The 19,586-nt window shown below is 38.1% G+C and carries 12 protein-coding genes; 10 read left to right on the forward strand and 2 right to left on the reverse strand.

Annotation, left to right across the window (positions count from 1 at the left end):
• Positions 1-6 precede the first annotated feature (6 nt).
• From GSF13_RS10160 to GSF13_RS10190, 7 genes are all read left to right on the forward strand, one after another.
• The gene (locus GSF13_RS10160) at positions 7-1,587 is read left to right on the forward strand and encodes a class I SAM-dependent DNA methyltransferase (protein ID WP_211868112.1); all 1,581 of its coding nucleotides are present in this window, start codon (positions 7-9) and stop codon (positions 1,585-1,587) included.
• On the forward strand, positions 1,584-2,768 hold the full coding sequence (locus GSF13_RS10165) for a restriction endonuclease subunit S (protein ID WP_211868114.1): 1,185 nt from the start codon (positions 1,584-1,586) through the stop codon (positions 2,766-2,768). Before GSF13_RS10160 ends, GSF13_RS10165 begins: the two co-directional genes overlap by 4 nt.
• Before the next feature lie 36 nt (positions 2,769-2,804).
• On the forward strand, positions 2,805-5,333 hold the full coding sequence (locus tag GSF13_RS10170) for an AAA family ATPase (protein ID WP_211868116.1): 2,529 nt from the start codon (positions 2,805-2,807) through the stop codon (positions 5,331-5,333).
• Positions 5,334-5,538: 205 nt separating this feature from the next.
• A complete protein-coding gene (locus tag GSF13_RS10175; protein WP_249122760.1) occupies positions 5,539-6,678 on the forward strand; it encodes an McrC family protein in 1,140 nt (379 codons plus the stop codon).
• Complete coding sequence (locus GSF13_RS10180; protein ID WP_211868120.1) at positions 6,671-7,345, forward strand: amino acid adenylation; 675 nt, start codon at positions 6,671-6,673, stop codon at positions 7,343-7,345. The genes GSF13_RS10175 and GSF13_RS10180 overlap by 8 nt, the downstream gene beginning before the upstream one ends.
• Before the next feature lie 140 nt (positions 7,346-7,485).
• The gene (locus GSF13_RS10185) at positions 7,486-11,400 is read left to right on the forward strand and encodes an N-6 DNA methylase (protein ID WP_211868122.1); all 3,915 of its coding nucleotides are present in this window, start codon (positions 7,486-7,488) and stop codon (positions 11,398-11,400) included.
• The gene (locus GSF13_RS10190; protein ID WP_211868124.1) at positions 11,390-12,967 is read left to right on the forward strand and encodes an ATP-binding protein; all 1,578 of its coding nucleotides are present in this window, start codon (positions 11,390-11,392) and stop codon (positions 12,965-12,967) included. Before GSF13_RS10185 ends, GSF13_RS10190 begins: the two co-directional genes overlap by 11 nt.
• Here GSF13_RS10190 and GSF13_RS10195 read toward each other — a convergent pair.
• Positions 12,941-14,314: an N-6 DNA methylase gene (locus GSF13_RS10195; protein ID WP_211868126.1), complete on the reverse strand. Its 1,374-nt coding sequence runs from the start codon at positions 14,312-14,314 to the stop codon at positions 12,941-12,943. The two genes, GSF13_RS10190 and GSF13_RS10195, sit on opposite strands and share 27 nt — an antisense overlap.
• Positions 14,311-14,898, reverse strand: a complete 588-nt coding sequence (locus GSF13_RS10200) for a restriction endonuclease subunit S (RefSeq protein ID WP_211868128.1) — start codon at positions 14,896-14,898, stop codon at positions 14,311-14,313. Before GSF13_RS10200 ends, GSF13_RS10195 begins: the two co-directional genes overlap by 4 nt.
• Before the next feature lie 176 nt (positions 14,899-15,074).
• Between GSF13_RS10200 and GSF13_RS10205 the strand changes: the two genes are divergently transcribed.
• From GSF13_RS10205 to GSF13_RS10215, 3 genes are read left to right on the forward strand one after another with little or no spacing between them, the layout of a single operon-like run.
• Entirely contained in the window at positions 15,075-15,917 is an 843-nt protein-coding gene (locus GSF13_RS10205) for a TnsA endonuclease N-terminal domain-containing protein (RefSeq protein WP_211868130.1), read from the forward strand.
• Positions 15,910-18,150: a DDE-type integrase/transposase/recombinase gene (locus GSF13_RS10210; protein WP_211868133.1), complete on the forward strand. Its 2,241-nt coding sequence runs from the start codon at positions 15,910-15,912 to the stop codon at positions 18,148-18,150. Before GSF13_RS10205 ends, GSF13_RS10210 begins: the two co-directional genes overlap by 8 nt.
• Positions 18,151-18,154: 4 nt before the next feature.
• Positions 18,155-19,561 carry an ATP-binding protein gene (locus tag GSF13_RS10215; RefSeq protein ID WP_211868135.1) on the forward strand — a complete coding sequence of 469 codons (1,407 nt, stop codon included), beginning with the start codon at positions 18,155-18,157 and terminating at the stop codon, positions 19,559-19,561.
• Positions 19,562-19,586: the final 25 nt, after the last annotated feature.

Below are 19,586 nucleotides of genomic sequence, written 5' to 3' on the forward strand. Positions count from 1 at the left end.
AGAGAAATGATCACAGGTCAGCTTAAAAGCAAAATAGACAAACTTTGGGAAGAATTTTGGACGGGTGGTATTACTAACCCGCTAACGGTAATTGAGCAAATTACCTTTTTAATGTATGCCCGTATGCTTGATATGAATGAGCAAGCGGATGAAAAGCGTTTCGCCAGAACGAAAAAGCCGTTTACCCGCCGCTTTAATGACAACGAACAGCACTTGCGTTGGCAAAACCTGCGTCATTTAGGCGCGGAAGAACTTTATAAAGTAGTTAAAGACGAGTTATTTCCGTATTTCTCTAAAGCCAATGATGATGAGTCAACTGAGGGCGCGATTTTCAACGAGTTTATGAAAGACGCCCAGTTGATGATCCAAAAGCAATCGCTATTAGTGAAAGCGGTAGAGATGGTCAACGACTTACCACTAGAAAACTCAGATACCAAAGGTGACTTATACGAATATTTATTAAGTAAGCTCACCACGGCAGGTATTAACGGCCAGTTTAGAACGCCACGCCACATTATTCGTGCAATGGTGGAAATGATGGACCCTGATAAAAATAGCCGTATTTGCGACCCATCAACGGGCACAGGTGGTTTCTTATCAGTGTCTTACGAGTACTTACTTGAGAAATACACCTCAACTGACGCTATTGAACGCGAGCCACTATTTGATATCGATGGCAAGCCACTATTAGACAGCAACGGTAAACAGCTAGAAAACGTCTTGTATTCAGGCGATTTAATTGACGAAGACGCACGCAAACACATCGATACTGACATGTTTCACGGCTTCGATTTTGATGCCACCATGTTACGTGTAGCGGCGATGAACTTAGTGATGCACGGCATTAAACGGCCCGATATCCACTACCAAGATACCTTAAGCCAGTCTTTCTTGGAAAAATTTCCTGCTGAAGCAAAAGAAGGCATGGAAATTATTCTCGCCAATCCGCCGTTCAAAGGCTCATTGGATGAAGAAGATGTTTGCCCAGAAATTTTACGTAAAGTAAAAACCAAAAAGACCGAACTGCTTTTTGTTGCGCTAATTGAGCGTATGTTACGTGTTGGTGGTCGCTCAGCGACCATCGTGCCCGATGGCGTATTATTCGGTTCATCAAAAGCGCACCAACAATTGCGTAAATTACTTGTCGATAACAACCAGCTTGAAGCAGTCATATCGCTGCCAAGCGGTGTATTTAAACCGTATGCGGGTGTATCAACCGCGATTTTAATCTTCACCAAAGGCGGCACCACAGACCATGTGTGGTTTTATGATGTACAAGCCGATGGCTTCTCATTAGATGATAAACGTACTCCGATTAAAGGTAACGACCTGCCAGACTTAGTTGCGCAATTTAAAGCTCGCGATAAAGCTATCGCAACCAGCGAAGAAAACGATAAAACCCAAAAGGCATTTTGGGTAAGTAAAGAAGACATCGCCTCAAACAAATATGATCTTTCCATAAACCGCTACAAAGAAGTGGTTTATGAAGAAGAGCAATACGATCCACCAAAAGAAATCTTAGGCAAGCTAGTATCACTAGAAAATGAAATCTTAGCTGACCTTAAAGAGCTGGAGGCGATGCTGTGAGTTGGCCGAAAGTAAAGCTAAAAGACTGTTGTAAAGTCGTTGGTGGAGCTACCCCTAAGAGGAATGTGCCTGAGTACTGGGAATCTGATGACGTTCCTTGGGTAACACCAAAAGACGTCTCTAATTTAACTGATAAAACTTTATTAGACGCACCAGAATATATATCTCAACTTGGTTTCGATAAATGTGCAACTTATTTACTGCCAAAAGGAAGTATCTTACTTACATCACGTGCACCAATAGGAAATGTGGCAATAGCTGGCAAAGATATGTGTACTAATCAAGGCTTTAAGAGTTTGGTAGCTGGAGAAGGTGTTGATAGCACGTATTTATACTATTGCATGCTAGCTCATAGTAAGCATTTAGATGCTTTAGGTAATGGTGCAACCTTTAAGGAAGTATCAAAAAAAGTAGTTGAAGAATTCGAAATCCCTCTTCCACCACTCGAAGAACAGAAACGTATCGCCGCGATTTTAGATAAAGCGGACAACGTGCGCCGCAAACGCCAACAAGCCATCGATCTCGCCGACGACTTCCTCCGCAGCGTCTTCCTAGATATGTTCGGAGATCCTTTTTTAAATCCGAAGGGGTTACCTCAAGTTAAGTTAACTGAACTCTCAGACGTAATTTCTGGATATGCATTTAAAAGTGCTGAATATATTGACGATGGTGAAGATTCGGTAAGGCTTTGTCGTGGAGCCAATACCTTGACTGGGTATTTCGATTGGAAAGACACGGTATACTGGAATAAAGAAAAATTAGCAGGAATTCAAAATTATAAAGTAAAGTCTGGAGATGTCATTTTGGCAATGGATCGTCCGTGGATTTCTAGTGGGTTGAAAGTTTGTGTATTCCCAGAAAATGAAAGGGATACGTATCTTGTCCAGCGTGTAGCGAGAATAAGACCCAAAAACCCAAAATACACTGACTTTTTGTATGCCAGCATATTGTCTAAGGCTTTTGAAAAACACTGTTGCCCGACGGAAACAACCGTGCCACATATTTCGCCTGTGGAATTGAAAAACTTTAATGTACTAGTGCCTGATGAAAAGCTCGTGGAAAAATATCACGACGCAGTAGTTAAAGTACGAAAGTCTAAATTAGCAATGCAAAAATCAGCAGTGGAAGCATTAAATGCTTTCAACTCGTTAAGCCAAAAATCTTTCGCTGGCGAATTATAACTCTTACTTTAAAACAAGAATAACAAGGACGTTGATATGTCATCCTATTTATTAAGCTGGAATCCAAAAAACTTCTCAACAGGTGGGGAAGGCTCAGACCAAGGAACATTAGACTATCAAAAAGATGAGGTTGTTCGCTGGTCCTGCCATAGCAGGCAAGTAGCAGAGGGTGACCATGTTTACCTTATAAAGCTGGGTAAAGGCTCACGAGGTATTATCGCAAAGGGTATCGTTACAAAAGCCAGTTATATAGATAAGTGTTGGAAAGACGCAACCAAAGAACGTACTTATATTGATTTTCGAGTTGAGGATATAAGACACAATTGTAATGAAGGGTTGGTTCCTCAAGTATTGCTTTTAAAAGCTTGCCCCGAACAGCAATGGAGTCCACAAAGTTCTGGTATATCAATAAAGCCAGAATATGAAGAAACAATTAATAATCTTTGGCTACAGGGTGAGAATGAGCATAGCTTAGGAATATTGTTTAAATGGCTGAGCGCTAATAGTTTTAACGAAGATGGCTGGTATCAAGACTATCAAGCGACTTGTAATTTAAAAAATAATATCACATCAGCCAATTCGGTGACTGACGATTTACTACACAGAATATGGCTGAAAAAAGCAAATGGCATTGCAAGTGTTGGCAATGGCTTTATGTATCAAAGGGAAGTAGATGACAATAAAGTATTTCTTCAGAAACTGACGTTAGATATTTTAACTAACCCGACAAAGTCTGCATTTGACAAAGCATTTGAGGATTGGAAAAGTCAAGATGGCTTTTCAAGAACATTATATTCTGTGTTGCATCGAGTGTTTTCTTTAGCTGATCCCGAACATATTACGAGTGTTGTTGGTAAGGAATATCTAAACGAGATAATCAAAGGATTAAATACGCAGTTCGAGTTGTCAATTCATCACACTAAACATTGGTTTGAAGATAATCAGGCATTGTTAGATGCAGTTGCTCCATTCATAGAACCAAATACCGACATATACAAACGCAATATTTTGATATGGCACTTATATCAAGTTTTCACCCAAAAAATTGAAGCGCAACCTTCTTCGGAAGTAAGTGAATTAAAAGAAAAAGAAGCGGATGGTTATCAAGTTATGGACAATCTGAACAGTAGCAAGAATCAATCTCCTCTAAATCAAATTCTATATGGTCCACCGGGAACAGGAAAAACCTATCACTCAATTCAAGCGGCGGTTAAAGCGGCAGAACCTGAAACGTACAGCAAGCTAGGTATAAATGAGCGGAAAGGCACCACAGAGTTACAGCGTGAAGAGTTAACTAAGCTCTATAAGGGACTTTATGACGCAGGGCGCATAAGGTTTGTTACTTTTCATCAAAGTTATGGCTATGAGGAGTTCGTAGAGGGGTTAAGCGCTAAAACTGAAGGTGATCAACTTAGTTACTTTGAAAAGGATGGTGTGTTTAAGTCGTTATGTTTAGATGCCAAAGAACACCAAGTTGCAAAAACAAAAACGGTTGCAAGTACTTTTGAAGATAAATGGCAGGGGTTTTCTGAAGAGTTAGCCGAAGCTGATGACGGAATAAAAATAGATACTTTGAGTAAGAAAACATACTTTACCGTTACAGATATAACTAATAACACAATTAGATTTGATAAAAGCAAAGGAGCCTCAGTTCATTCGTTAAGTGTTAAGACACTGCGAGCGGTTCATAACGGTGAAAAAGAAATCAAAGGTGGATTGCAACCTTATTACGGCGCTGTGATTGAGTACCTTAATAAATTCAAAACACATAATGATGCTTCTAAAAAAGAGCGTAAAAACTTTGTACTGATAATCGATGAAATCAATCGGGGCAATATATCAAAAATTTTTGGTGAGCTAATTACATTGATTGAGCCATCAAAACGTTTAGGGAAATCGGAAGCTATCGAAGTGGCCTTGCCGTATTCCGGCGATAAATTTTCAGTGCCGGATAACCTCTACATTATTGGCACGATGAATACTGCTGATAGATCTTTGGCTTTAATGGATACAGCACTTCGCCGCCGTTTTGATTTTGTAGAAATGATGCCAAATTACCCTGTTTTATGTAATGAACAAGGTAAGTCTTACTGTGTTAGCGTAGGCGATAATAAAATTGATTTAGTTCGTTTACTTAAAACAATGAATAAGCGAATTTCCGCTTTATATGACAGGGAACATCAGCTCGGCCATGCGTTTTTAATGTCAGTTGTGAAAGAAATTGAGGCTGGAAATGACGATAAAGCGCTTTACGAATTAAAGAGCTGTTTTCAGAACAAGGTTATTCCATTGCTTGCCGAATACTTTTTTGAAGATTGGCAAAAGATTTGTTTAGTGCTTGGTGACAATCAAAAGCCAGATAATAAAAAAGCAAAGAACTACCAAATCATTGAACAGTCAGATGTAGATTACGAGAAGCTATTTGGTGATAGTGATGATGTTGGTGACATCGCCGATGACGTTCAAGACTATAAATTGATTAAAGCTGACTCTGAGCTTTGGACTGACCCTTTGACCTATATAGGCATATATAGCGCTAACAGCTTACCAAAGGATAAAGGTTAAATTGCTCGGCATGATTAAGGGATTAAAACGACGACAAGCAACAAACATCACCGTATTTGAGTATGGGCTGTTAAGTGCTAACGCTAAGGCGTTAAGAAAAGATAATGTTGAGGCAATACCAGAAGATGCTTTCGAATATCTAAAAAAGTGCTGTTTATGTGATGAGTCAGAATCACGCTTTTTAAAGCTAAAAATTGCGCATGGCATGGAAGTTCTGCAAGTGCAAAACTATGCTGGTGTGGTTCTTTGCCCTGATGGAACTCAAATAGAAATACTTCCTAAAATTGCTAAAGCAAATAATCAGGAAAGTGCGGCTACAGAAGCGCAAAAGTCCTTGTTAATGATGCTTAAGTCATTAAAGCTGTTTCGTCATATTGAGACTGAGGTTGCGAGCATAAAGAAGCAAAAAATGCCTTTGATGGAAATTTTTATCGCGCAGTTTTTAAATGCGGTAAATGTTCTTGTTAAGAAAGGAATTAGGAGTGACTATGTTCGAGAGCAAAGTAATAACGCTTTTTTAAAAGGTAAATTGCTTCATAGCCAACAGCTAAAACACAATTTTATTAATCGCCACAAGTTTTACGTTGAATACGATGCTTATTTGATGGATAGAGCAGAAAACCGACTTATTCATTCTGCACTTAAATCTGTCGCTTCGTATACCAATGTGAATAAAAGTAAGAAGCTATCTCAGGAATTGCTGTTTGCCTTTGATGATGTGCCTCTTAGTACAAATTACAAGAACGACTTTTCTAGTGTGAAACTGCAAAGAGGCATGCAGCATTATGATGTGCCGTTAAGTTGGGCAAGGTTAATATTGGAGGGCTATTCACCTCAGTCAATGTTAGGTGAAAACAATGCTTATTCGTTGTTATTTCCAATGGAAGCCGTGTTTGAAAACTTTGTCGCTAAATACCTGAAGAAAAGAGTTTCCAGTCCTCAAAAGCTATCTTCTCAAGTACAAAGTAAATCACTGGTAACTTATGGGGATAAGAGCTATTTCCGCCTCAAGCCTGATTTATATCTTAAAGATCTCATAGGCATGGATACGGTATTAGATACCAAATGGAAGTTAATCAATCAAAATAAAAAATCTGGCAAAGATAAGTTTGGTTTATCGCAAGATGACTTCTATCAAATGCTCGGTTACGGCTATAAATACTTGAAAGGTCAAGGTGACCTAGTTTTGATTTACCCTAAAACAGATATCTTTGAACAAGCTTTAACGAACGACTTTTATTACGACGAAGAACGAAAATTGAAGTTAAGAGTCGTGCCATTTGATGTGGGCTATAAGAGTAAGGAAAGAGTTAAATTAGAGTTGCTAGGAATTTCGAATGGGTAGAAAAATATCTTTGTTGTTTGGTGCGTCAAACTCTCTAGCAAAGTGGCTAAAAGCAGACCTGCCGAGATTGCCTACACTTGCAGGTAAACAAGCTGGTGTTAATACATTGAAATTAGATAGCACAACTATGTGCTGGCAAGCTCATATTATTGATAACCAATATAAGTCCTATGAAAAGACCATTATTGTTTGTGAAGCCAATAGTCGCTTCAATTTCTTCATCCCAGTTACTACAAGCTTAACTCTTGATGAGTTAACTAACTTACTCACTATGGGGTGGCAGGCAATGTTGGCGGAAACATTGGAAAGCTATCAACTTATCCCTAGAAGTGAAATAGCCATGTTATTGAGTGATTTATCAGATACAGCATTTAACGTTGAGTGGGTTAAAAACACTGATTTAAGTATAAATGGGCATATCAGCGATGCAGGGCTTTGGGTTGAACAAATTTTAAGAGAACAAAGCGTATCTGAGTTATCAGTTCAGCAAGCGACTGAATTAGCAACTTACCTAAACACTTCGGTAAAACGGATTACAAATAAAGTAACTAAGCGTAAAGAGAAAGTCATCCCGGTGGAAAAGCTGCTGGCGTATTGCCAGAGACTTGTTTTAGGTGATGGTGCTAAAGCAAATATTGTTAGTTTTGAAGATTGTAAAAATAAATAAAATTACACATATGTATTAAATTTTATATCTTGATAGTGGTTGGTTTTATTAACCTATTGAAATTAAAGGGTTGTAGCCTGTTCTTTAAATTGGCATTGGATGTGCAATTAACAGAGTAGAAAACAGAAAGAGTATAAGTTTTGGATAATAAAGAATTAATTGGTTCCGTTAAAAGCATCTTAGCACGCCTTCATTCTTTTGGTGTTAGCAAAGAGGATGTACGCAATTTATTAGTGCTTCTATTTCTTTTGAGATGGTTGCGTGATGAGATGATTAGTTTTGCTGAATACAATGGTGAAAGTGAAAGTTTGAAGCTTGCCGATAGGTTGAACAGGTTATTTTCTTCAGACATCAGCTTCCGTGAAATCGATCAACATATCGATGAAAGCCTAAGTTTACTTAGACACTCTGTAAAAGTTGAAGGGTTAAGTGAACTCGATTTCTCGTCAAAGTACCACTTATTCAAAGACAAAAGAGTCGTCATGGAGGCCCTTTATTGGTTTAACCAATGGGGAGGGCTTCGTTTAGATCGTAGAAAAGATATTTCACAATTGTTTGAGGTAATATTACAGGAAACAAGAACTCCTCAAACAACACAATTTTCGTCAAGCAAGTTACTGTCACAACTGACAGTGGCTATCGCAGCCCCTAAAAGCGGAGAAACCATCTTAGACCCTTGCGCTGGTGAAGGTAACTTCCTTATAGCTGCTCACAACGCTATTGAAGCCGCAGACACGGACTTTTTGTCGCATACTTCTTTTACTGGATATGATTTATCAGAAGAGGCCATTCTCATTGCGATGGTGCGATTCTTTTTATCTGGTACGTTTAACTTTCATTTAAGCAGAAGAAGTGGTTTATATGATTCATATGGACGTGACGGGCACCCTAAGTATGATGTTGTTTTAGCGCAGCCTCCAGTTGGGGTTAAAAGAGAAGATTACCGTTATTTATGTCGTGAAAAACAGTTTCCAGTTACCACTAACGACATTGTAGGAATGTTCATACAGCAGGCTATATTTTCATTGAAGCCGGGGGGCAGAGCAATAATAGCCGTACCTGAAGGGTTGTTATTCGGTAAAAATAAATCTCAAATAGAATTAAGAAGGTATTTGGTTGAACGCGGCTACATAGAAGCTGTAGTAAGAATTCCACCCAAGACATTAATTGAAGACTCTGGAATCCGTGGAGCTTTACTTCTACTGAGTTCTAGTAAAAAGAGAACTCACAAAGTTCGATTTGCAGATCTTTCTACGTATTTGCAACATGTGAATAGTAAAACATCTCAATTGCTGCCTAGGGTTCTGCTGCATGATATTTTAGATAAGCTATTCCGCGAAAAGTTACCTGAAGCAATTCCTTTACCTCCGGGTGTGAAAGAGGGAACTGCTGGGTCAGGAGCTTCAACCCGTGCTTTTTGGGATGTATCTGTTGATGAAATCGCCACAAATGATTGGGACTTAAACCCTGTTCGTAAGGAAGATGATGCGTTAACTCTCTTGTTAACCGACTTTAGAAAGTTGGTGGGGGATGAAGTTAAAGTTGAAAACTTATCCAAAGTTGCACAAATAAATACAGGCAAGTCAGTTAGAAGTTCGGAACAAACTGATATAGAAAATCCATATGGTTATATCCGTATTCGAGATATTGAAAATTTTAAAATACAGAAGATCACTACTTGGCTACAGGAGGATTTAGCTCACGCGTACTCAGGCAACCGATTAAATAAAGGCAATATTCTAATATCGAAAACGGGCACTATAGGGAAGCTTGCGCTAGTTGATGATAATGGCGATGGAGCTTTTGCAGGTAATAATTTTTACGTTTTACGAGTAAACTCAGCGAAAGTTTTACCTGAATACTTGCTTTACTATTTATCTACTTCATTTTGTCAGGATTGGCTAGATAGCAGAAAAAGAGGTGCGGTTCAGCAACACATAAATACCGACGTAATAAAAACGTTACCCATCTTGCTACCGTCAATAGAAATGCAGAAGCGTGCTGTGGCACAGTATGAACAGCATGGAACAGATGTAATTGCGTTTTTAAAAGAAAACAGTCAACAGTCTGAAGAAAAGGCTGTGGATCATCTAGTCGATGTGATGGAAACGGAGGTAGCTAAGAGAATAGTTGGCAATGATACAAGTATTGAAAAGTCTACCAACTTGTTGAGTGAGATCTCTTTAAAAGCGTTTAGCATTGACGGAGTAGTGGATGAACTAAATACACAGCAAAAAAGTTGGTATTTAGGTGTCTTGAATATATTGCATGTTCTTAAGGACATAAACAAAATCCCTCCGGGTCCTGTTCTATTGAATATATTTCGAGATGCGAATGAGCAATTAGCTCAACTACGTGAGATAACCGCTGGAAATTACAATATAGAGGAGAGGTTGCTCCGGGTTTTTGCTTTTATTCAAGGACGGATAGTTAGATGCATCGAGATGGTATTAGCTAATGTCAGCATTGTAGTGTCGTCATCAGTAAAGGAGTTAGAGAAGAATTCCGATGTGGAGTTTTTTATTTCACTAGATAACCAAGGTTTTCTTCCTTTAAAGAATGTAGTGGTAGAAACATCTCCTAATTTTGGCAGTGGTGATAACTATTATTTGGCAGACCACACTTCGATGGAAGTTTCACTGTCATGTAAGACTACAGATGCTGACAGGGTTAGCTTTACTGTAATGTGGCGAGCAGAAACTCTTGCTGGGAAACAGGTAAGTGGCAGCTCTGAGCTTGCAATAAAATTGACGCAACTTAGTGAAGAGTTTAAGTCATTTGAAACTGCTAGTAACCCATATGTAACTGGTAGCCCTCTTGAGCCTGAGAATGGCGCATTAGTCTTTTACGGTAGAGAAACATTTATTCAGCAGGTGGTTCGTCAAATTGAAAGTAATGGAAACGTCATTTTATTAGAGGGCAACCGTAGAGCTGGTAAAACGTCAATTTTAAAACATTTAGAAGGAAGTAAAACTATACCAAATTGGTTGGTTGTATATTCAAGCCTACAGGGAGCAGAAGGTGCAACAGACAAAGTAGGTGTTCCTACAGTAGAAGTTTTTCGTGAAATGGCGCGGTCAATCGCTTCTGCTATTACAAAAACGGGCGTTGATGTTCCATTACCGGATGGAAAAATAATATTAGCAGGAAAGCCAGCACTCGGAATTGCAAGGTCATGCAAAGCTGGCATCGGCGAAGATTCTCCATTTATTGATTTCAGAGATTATTTAGAAGTATTGCTTGCTGTTTTAGAAGAAAAAAAACTTGGGATAGTTTTGATGTTGGATGAATTCGATAAGCTTCAAGAAGGTATCGATAATGGTGTTACTTCTCCTCAGCTCCCTGAAAATATTCGGTATCTAATTCAAAACTACTCAAGGTTTTCGGCTATTTTAACAGGTTCACGGAGATTGAAGAGACTTCGCGAAGAGTATTGGTCGGCATTATATGGTCTAGGCACGAATCTAACAGTGAGTGCTTTGGACAAAGCTAGTGCGGAAAAAGTTGTAATAGAGCCAGTTAAAGATTACATAGCATATTCTGGTGAAGCTGTAGAATTGATACTGAGTTTAACCGCGAGACAACCTTATCTTATTCAAAAAATCTGTAATCGTATTTTTGATTATGCTGTTAGGAATGCTGAGCACTCAATCAAAACTTATGATGTAAATCATATTGCAGATGAGCTAATTGTAGCAGACGAACACTTTGCAAGCTTATGGGATTATGCACGCCTTGGGCCTGTTAACGGCGGATATAGAAGGCAAGTTTTGTTATGCACATTATCTAGTAATTTTAATAACAAACCTTTGTGCACGTTTGGGATGCTGCAAGAATATTTAATGCAAAACGGCGTTGATGTGAAAGACGATGAGTTAGAAGCTGATATTGCTTACTTAAGAGAATTAGAATTAGTTAATTTTTTTGGTGATGATGGAACTGGCTATTACGCGATTGAAGTGCCGCTGATGGCTAAGTGGATTAGTTATCATCAAGATAGCGAAGTAGTACTAAAAAATGCGCTTAATGAAGAGGGATCTAACAATGATAAATAGAAAGTTTCCAGTCACAGGTAATGAATCTAGGCTGATTGGTCGTTTAAATATTCTTGATGAAATATTAACGGCAATTAATAAACCTGTGCCAGATCACATTCAAGTTGTTGGTCCAAGGTACTCAGGTAAAACAGTGGTTTTGGAAAAACTAAAGGAAATTGTTTCATCAGAAGGTAGCACTGAGTATTCGTGTGTACTTTTATGGGATCTTGGTCATAGTACACCGAAAAACGACTTAGAGTTTTTAAGTCAGTTTGCTTCAAACTTATCTGAGGCAATAAAGGATAAATTTCCTGATTATGCAGAACATTTAAAATCATCGAAAGACACTTTTCAGCAAGATATCGCTGAAGTTTTAGATGCATTAAACGATGAAACAAAAGTTCTAGTGATTTTTGATGGGTTTGATAAAGCTCTATCTAGTGACAAATTAACAAGGAACTTGTGGGACCAATTACGAGAGTTAGCGCAGAATAAATCATTGACACTAATCACGGCTAGCAGAAAGACTCTTAGGGAGTTGATTCGAAACCCTGATGCACAAACGAGTGATTTTTGGAATATATTCCTATCGACACCAATACGTGTTGATTGCTTTGATGAAAATGAGATTGCTGACATATTAACCAATTACTGTCTGGTTGAGTTTGAGAAGGGGGCGTTAACTGAATTGTATAACGCTACAAATGGAACCCCTGTTGTATTGCTAGAAGTATTGAATTATTTGTTACATGAACATGATGGAAATAAGATTACTAACGCATTAGTACAAGAAGCTGTGTCATGTTCATTTGAATCAAATCAAAATTTTATAGATGACCTTTGGCATGATTGTTCGCCAAGTACACAAGATATTATTAGGTTACTAGTCGAAGAATCAGAAATTCAAGGAGCTTGTCAATCCGATAAAACGAGCATAGTAGAAAAAGGATTTGCAAGGGCTAGTGGTAGCAAATTGATTAAGCCGAGTCGTTTATTGCAGAGTTATCTAGATGGCTTAGCTAATGAAAAAGGGGCGATTGACCGTCTATTCAGCAGTGAAGAAGCGTTTGCCCAAAACTTTAATCATGTTTTATCTAAGCGACTTTTACAAATATCGAACATCGATCATGAATTAAATAGGTATTTACAAAGAAGCTTGGAAGATTTACCAAACCATCCAAGCGTTTGTTTAAGTGGTATTAGGGGGATTTTAGATAAGTGCTTTGACATTATCTGGAATGCTGAATTTGGAGGGAAGGTCGTCCCCGATGGTCATTTTGATACTTGGAATTACCATAAAGAACATGAAAGTCTGCAAGAGTTTAAAACTAGCTTTCCCCAAGGAGCTAAGCGCTTAAAACTATTAAAAGCTCTTACTACACCAGAGCGTTCAAACCCACTTGCAAAAGTAGTTTCCAAATCAACCTATGTAGCAATAAATGCTCTTTATCCATTTGGAGACTTTGGACAGCATCAAGAAGGTGAAAATATAAGCCTTCAAATGGTGTATTCCTCTATTCTTCTGGCAGTTGAGCTAGTTGCGTCTTTGCAAAATGATTTAGCCAATTGCAAAGACGGAGTTTAGTTTTCGGATGATCAGATCGGTATGTCGCTGTTGTTTCAACAGCGCTTGCTGCACAGCGTCAACATCAATATCTTCATAATCGCGTTTGTCATGAGCTACATAGGTATCAACGTTAAGAGAATAACCATGTTTGATAACTATATCTGGTGTCACTAATTCAAGTTTTATTGATTGACTGTTTTGGTTTCGATAGGCTTCGGCGATTTCGTCAATGGACGTCAGAATGTTTATCCCTGCATCTGGCACATAGCAATTTCTAGCGTCAATGAAGGTAATTTTGTCCTTGTTAGACCTTTTCTTATTAAGGACAATAGCGAATAAAGGAACTGTTCGAGCATCAAGCAGTTTAGGTGGAAGTTGAATAATAGCGTCAATTTGATTGTTATCGACTAATTGTTTTCTAGAATGAAAGTCAGAGTGCCTGCTAAGCGGTCCTTTGGCAGTAATAATAACGGCCTTACCAGAGTCATTTAGCGAATAAAGCATGTGATGAATTAACGCGTGCTCCCAAAAGCGAGACTTCAAAACAGCTTTAGGAATTCGGTTTTCTTCATAGTCTCCTTTTAGTTTTTTGCTGCTATCACCAGTAATGTCCTCTATTTCAGAATATATGCTTGGTTGAAGCAAAGTTAACGCATAATCAAATTCACCCTTTTTGACGTTGGCTACAGGAGTAAGTGCAAACGAGTTTATGGTGTTTAGTTTTTGAACTCCCGCTATAAGCAGTTGATGCCTGATATAGCGTGAGGATTGATTAACGCTTTCAGTAGTTATAGATAAATTCTGGTTTTGTAGAGCAAAATCAACTATGGATTCTCCTGCTATTGCGTATGGATCATAAACACGGCTTTTGGGTTTTGGTTGCAATAGTTTTGTATATATCTTGGCGAAATTAAAAGGCAGTGCTTGATATGAAAATTCCGCTGCAAATTGATCTGGTAAGTTCATTGCCTGAAGGCGCTGTAAAACCCTATCGTAAAGCGTGACACGATCCTGCCGAGATAACTTTTGGATGTCTGAATTATCACTTAATTGAAAAACTTCGTGAAATACAAGTGCTCCATCGCTGTTATTGGTTAACTCTACAAGTTCATTTAAAAAAGCTCTTAGAGCAGGAGTTAGTAACTCATTGGTTGAATACTTTTTAACTGTTGCCAAAAACTCATGGTTCGACTTTTTCTGCTTGCATTCGGTTATTAAGTTATCCAAGTTTGGAGATTTTACTAATACACAAGTAAGAAGAGTAAGATAAAGATCTCGTTCATGGATTGTATCGTTGGTAAACCCAACATACTTGTAGGACTGAATGACGGTAGATACAAGGCTTTCGATTACATCATTATTCATTTTAGTGAACTCCAGATAGCTTCTGAAAATTTCTCCAGCTCTTGTTCTCTTTGTTTTATCAGTAACTGTTGTAAATGCTTTTCTTTCTTAATACTGGTGTCTAAATCAACTAGCATCTGCTGATGTTCAATTGGCAGTTCAGTTGGCAATTTTAGTTCGAGAAGCCTTTTTTTGGTAAGCGTACTCTGATAACTTCCGCTGCTATTGACCGTAAACCAATTTTGAACAGACGTACTGTTTAAAAATACTTCTAAATATTCTGGCAACAGTTTTGAAGTGTCATTAACTGTAATAATCAAAAAGTGCTGATTAGCTACAACATTGTCGGGTAAGTTTTTCAACAGAAGTGCAGTTTTTATGTGTCCTTTGGCAACAAGTAAAATCTCATTATCTTGCAATGTTTTTATTGTGCGACTTGACTCAATATTGGTTCTAGTAATATTCGCCCAGCCTAGTCCCGCAAGCGTGAGATCTTGAACATCTCTAAGTTGTATGACTTGATATTCACCCTTGTCACTACTCTCTATTGCCTTACTAAAAGTCCAACCCGTTCTAACTTTTATTATTGATTTTTCTTCAGTCATCGACACGCTCCTTTGCTTAATATCTATATGTTACCATCTTAAACTCACTTTTGCAGTGAGAATTTGACAAAGCGGTAAAATTGATCAAGAATTGATTTTGCATTAACTCACTGCGGGGGTGAGAGGTGTCAAAGGGCGAAAACTGTACGCAGTTTTCATTTATATGGTTTATTAATATGGCACGAGGAAAATCCACCAAAAACATTACTGTTGCAAAGCGCAATAAAAGAATTAAGGAATGGGAAGCAGCCAACGCAAAAGGCTCGAAGTACATCCCCTTTATTGACCCCAGAGATATCAGGTCGGATGGGAGTAAAGGTCGAGTCCCTGATTATGAAAATAAAGGCCAAGATAAACGTGTTCTCTCAACCAATGAGAATTTGTATGCTTATATTTTAATGTTTGATGACCGAATCCTATGGTCGAAAGAGCAATACCCGCTTTTACCTATTGAAAGATCCATTGCGATTGCTAAGCGGTTGAAGATCAGACATCCCAAATATCCCGGTACAAACGTAGATGCCGTTATGACATCCGATTTTTACTGTGGAAAATTTGATGGCAATGAAGTTGTTTACTCGATTAAAGATGATGAGAAAATTAAATCATTAACTGACCGCCAAAAAAAGAATCTAGAAAATAAAGAAAAGATCCAGAGAGCTTTCTGGGAATCGCTAGGGATTAAATATCACTTAATTCACAGCTCAACTTACAAAAAGTCTATCTTTGCAAGAAATTTGGTAAAGCTTGCCAAGAGTTTAACAATTTCATTTGAGCTAGAGCTAATTCGAAAACGCTGGTTGAAATCATTTTCAATTAACCTAAGAAATACTCGTGAAAGACGATTAAGCTTTTTGCTCAACGCAACCTCAGAATCTATGGGGATTGAGTACCATCAAAGTGTTTCGTTATTCAATCATTGTCTTTGGCATAAATTGATAAAAGCAAATTTAAATATCCCGCTTAGATTTGAGAACTTGGTGTCTGACTTTGACATTCAGGTGGTTGCTCATGACTGAACTTACTCAAAATATAATGGTTAAAGATCTGCTTGTGCCTGAGCAAGGTTCTGAATTAACAGATGCTTCTATCGTTATCTTGATTGATTCCAAGGAAGATAAAGTATTTGTCATTGGCCTAAGTGACAATACTAAACCAAAAGCAATGCCTTATAGACTGCTGTTAGAAGAGCTAATTGAAGGGAAGATTAGAAAGGGATCTTTCGAAAAAACAGAGTATTGGAAAAAAGTTGAGGAGTTACTTGATGATGAAGCTCGTGCAAAGAGAGACATAAAATTTGAGGTGATCAAACCGTTGGTTGAAAACTTAGACTTGTTTTTACGTAAGGGGAGTTATGGAAAAGGTTTGGTTAAAAATTGTCTGGAATTTGCGAAAGAAAATGGTTTAAAACAAACGACTAGATATCAAGTATATCAGTGGCTCTATCGTTATTTAAAGTGCAGAAGTAATAAAAACTGTTTTCTTAGAAAACCGGGAACAGGAAAAGGTACGAATAAAAAGTACTTAAATAAAACAGGGCCTAAACGTCGAGAAGGTAATGTCTGTAACGGCAGGATGAGAGAGGAACTAGACAATAAGCACATCAAGTCAATTGTTCGAGAATTTCACGAGTGTGACTCACCCATTCCTGTCACTGAATGTTGGACTGAATATCACAATAAGCATCAATGTGACCCCGTATATGACCAGTTTACGGGGGAGTTTTTGAAATATGAGGAAAGAAAAGGTGAACTATTTATAAGTAAATATCAGTTTTTTGAATATGCATATAGTTTGACTAGTGATAACCGTCATCGAGTACTGAAAGCGCAAGGTCTTTTTGACGAATATAACAAAAATATTAAAGGACTTAGCGGTGAAATCCACGAAATATTTGGTGATGCGCCGGGGAGTGATTATCAGGTTGATGAAACTCCTTTAGCTATAGAGCTTGTTGATGAGTTTGACAGGAATAGAAGGTTAGGTAGACCTACTTGTTACTCTGTAATTGATATGTTCTCTAGGGTGTGGGTGGGGTTGTTACTGACATTTGCGAAGCCATCGGCTCACACTGCAAGAGAAATAATTTTCATATCTTGTAGAAACAAAGAAGTGTTCTGCAAAGAAATCGGTGTAAAGCTAAATGAACCTTGGTTACCTGAGGGCAAGCCTGCAAGGATCATAGTAGATAATGCCGAGTTTGCTTCTGCTTTAACAGATGCTTTTAGCGCAGATGCAAATATCGAAGTGTTGTTTAACAAAGAAGGTAATTCACAGGAAAAAGGGCTAGTAGAGCGCAGACACAAAACCTTGGAAGAGTTTTTATTTGGGCGAATTCCGGGGGCGATTAGTAAAAAGTATGTAAAGAATTATCTAGCAAGAAGAGTCAGACGCAACGCTGTACTTAACATAAGAGAGCTTTATCAAATACTAATAGATTTTATAACACGCTTTAATAAATTTTACCCGCTAAGAACGTTGCCTCTAAGTAAAGAGATGAAAGAAGACGGTGTAAAGAATGTTCCTAACCAAAAATGGCTTTGGGGCTTAGTTCATAGGGCTGGTGACTTACAATCAGTGGATGAAGATGAGCTATTCATGCAACTACTTGAAAGTGCTCAAGTAACGGTTAAGCGAGACGGTTTATTCCTACAGGGGCGATACATCAGAACCTTTAAAAAGCGCAGAACATCTCAGGGGTTGCAATACTCCTGTGACTGGGCCTTGAAGAACTTCTTATATGAGAAGGAAGTAGGTAAGACATACGACTGTAAGTTTATGCGTTATTCAATGAGTCGGATATGGATTGTTACTGACTTTGGTTTTCAGGAAGCCGTTTTACACCCCAATGATGCGAGTTTTGAATGGTGGAGTGCTGAGTGTATTCAAGACAAAAAGATCGAAGAAGCGACAGAAAAAGAAGTGCAAATGGATCAGTACCATCAAGAGCAGAGTAAAACAGCGGTAAATGCAAAGGCCAAAGTTAAAGATGCAAAAAAAGAACAAGCCCAAATAACTGTTAATGCGGCAAATAGCCAAGACGTGTCATCTAATCGATCACAGGCAATTGACAGAGAGATTGTAGGGTCGCAAGAGCAGTTAAATAAATTTACTAACCAGAACTATCACGAGGATAAAGATATAGACGACAAATCTTCTTCGAAGCAAGTTCAGATCAAAAATAGCTTAACTAAAGATACGGCAAATTTATTTGCCGAAAAAAGAAAATTGAGTAAACGGAGAAGAGGATAAAGATATGACATACAAAATTGCAAAATATACACCGTCGGACAATCCAGACTATAAAGGTAACCCATACATTGAGAGTTTGCCGTTAAGGCTTAATCCTGATGATTTTTGGGAAAGAGTCCAAGACGAAGCTTATGCACCTGAAGATTTATCTCAATTTAGTACAGAGACACTAGAGGGTATGGCGTCAAATATCATGGAGTCCGTTTGTACTACGTCCATTTATTATGACGTGTACTGTGATTTATTGGGGACCATTAAGGTCGGTTACAAAAACAGAAACCCTTTAAATGAAGATGTTAAAAAGTGGCAACAAAAGATAGCTACGGCAACATATAAAAGAACTCGCACTACCGCACCATCGCTAAAATTTACAGGTTATTCAGGCTTAGGAAAAACGACCCTTGTAGACTCAGTTCTAGGTTTAATCGAGCCAGTTCTAATCCATCCATCTGATGGTCCGCTGAATGAAGAAAGAGTTCAAATTGTATATCTTAAGGTCAATATTCCCGGTGATTCTAATACCAAAGATATTTGTTTGGATTTGTTTGAGCAAATTGATGGGATTTTAGGATTGAAAGGGAAAGACAGCTATCACTCCATGTATTGTGACAAAAGCCGCTCTGATTGCATCAAAGGGTTGGTTAAAATTTGCACAACCCTTTTGGTTGGGATGATCATTTTTGATGAAATGCAAAATATATGTACCGCCGTTGCAAATGAGAAAAACCTAATTTTTAAGTTTTTCGACAAACTGACTAACGAAGCCAAAGTTCCTACGTTAAAAATTGGTACTTCAAAAGCAAACAAACTTACTGACAGTGAGTTTTCAAATGCTAGACGTTTAGGCATTCCTTACGATTGGAAGAACTATACAATAAATGATACCGATTGGACTACATTGGTGGAATATGCATGGAGTTATCAACTTTTGCCAGAGTTCGAACCTTTAACAGTTCGATATAAAAAGAAAATTTATGAATTGACGAGAGGAATACCGCATTGCTTATTTTTCCTCATAGAACAGGCTAATGTTTTAGGATTGAGAAGTGGTGAAGCTAAATTTTCTTTGGACCTTTTAGATATCGTGTTTGAAAAGCGCTTTTCAATTATGAAAACAGGAATAATAGCGTTGAGGCATGGGAATGTTGCCGCATTCGATGATTTAATGAGTGCAGGTCAATATATTGATAAAGAAGTAGAAAAGCTGGTTAAAAAACTTATTAAAATTGGCGACAACATAAATTTAAGTAAGGCTGAAGCAAAGTCTCTCTATGAACACGTAGAAAAGTACTTGCCTGAATATAAACCTACCAAGGCAGAAGAAAAAATTCTGGATAAGCTATTCAAGAAGGCTGAGTTAGAAGCAACTGATTTAATCGAAGAAGATGGATATTTGAGGGTGCCAATATGAGTTTGGCCTCGTTAAATATCTTCCC

The organism is Pseudoalteromonas sp. M8 (assembly GCF_018141365.1).
GTDB lineage: Bacteria > Pseudomonadota > Gammaproteobacteria > Enterobacterales > Alteromonadaceae > Pseudoalteromonas.

Excerpts from the sequence above, each read along its gene's own strand:
- GSF13_RS10210 (WP_211868133.1), top strand. The coding sequence starts at position 15,910 with ATGACTGAACTTACTCAAAATATAATGGTTAAAGATCTGCTTGTGCCT.
- GSF13_RS10160 (WP_211868112.1), top strand. The coding sequence starts at position 7 with ATGATCACAGGTCAGCTTAAAAGCAAAATAGACAAACTTTGGGAAGAA.
- GSF13_RS10195 (WP_211868126.1), bottom strand. The coding sequence starts at position 14,314 with ATGAATAATGATGTAATCGAAAGCCTTGTATCTACCGTCATTCAGTCC.
- GSF13_RS10175 (WP_249122760.1), top strand. The coding sequence starts at position 5,539 with ATGGAAGTTCTGCAAGTGCAAAACTATGCTGGTGTGGTTCTTTGCCCT.
- GSF13_RS10190 (WP_211868124.1), top strand. The coding sequence starts at position 11,390 with ATGATAAATAGAAAGTTTCCAGTCACAGGTAATGAATCTAGGCTGATT.
- GSF13_RS10170 (WP_211868116.1), top strand. The coding sequence starts at position 2,805 with ATGTCATCCTATTTATTAAGCTGGAATCCAAAAAACTTCTCAACAGGT.
- GSF13_RS10200 (WP_211868128.1), bottom strand. The coding sequence starts at position 14,898 with ATGACTGAAGAAAAATCAATAATAAAAGTTAGAACGGGTTGGACTTTT.
- GSF13_RS10205 (WP_211868130.1), top strand. The coding sequence starts at position 15,075 with ATGGCACGAGGAAAATCCACCAAAAACATTACTGTTGCAAAGCGCAAT.
- GSF13_RS10180 (WP_211868120.1), top strand. The coding sequence starts at position 6,671 with ATGGGTAGAAAAATATCTTTGTTGTTTGGTGCGTCAAACTCTCTAGCA.
- GSF13_RS10215 (WP_211868135.1), top strand. The coding sequence starts at position 18,155 with ATGACATACAAAATTGCAAAATATACACCGTCGGACAATCCAGACTAT.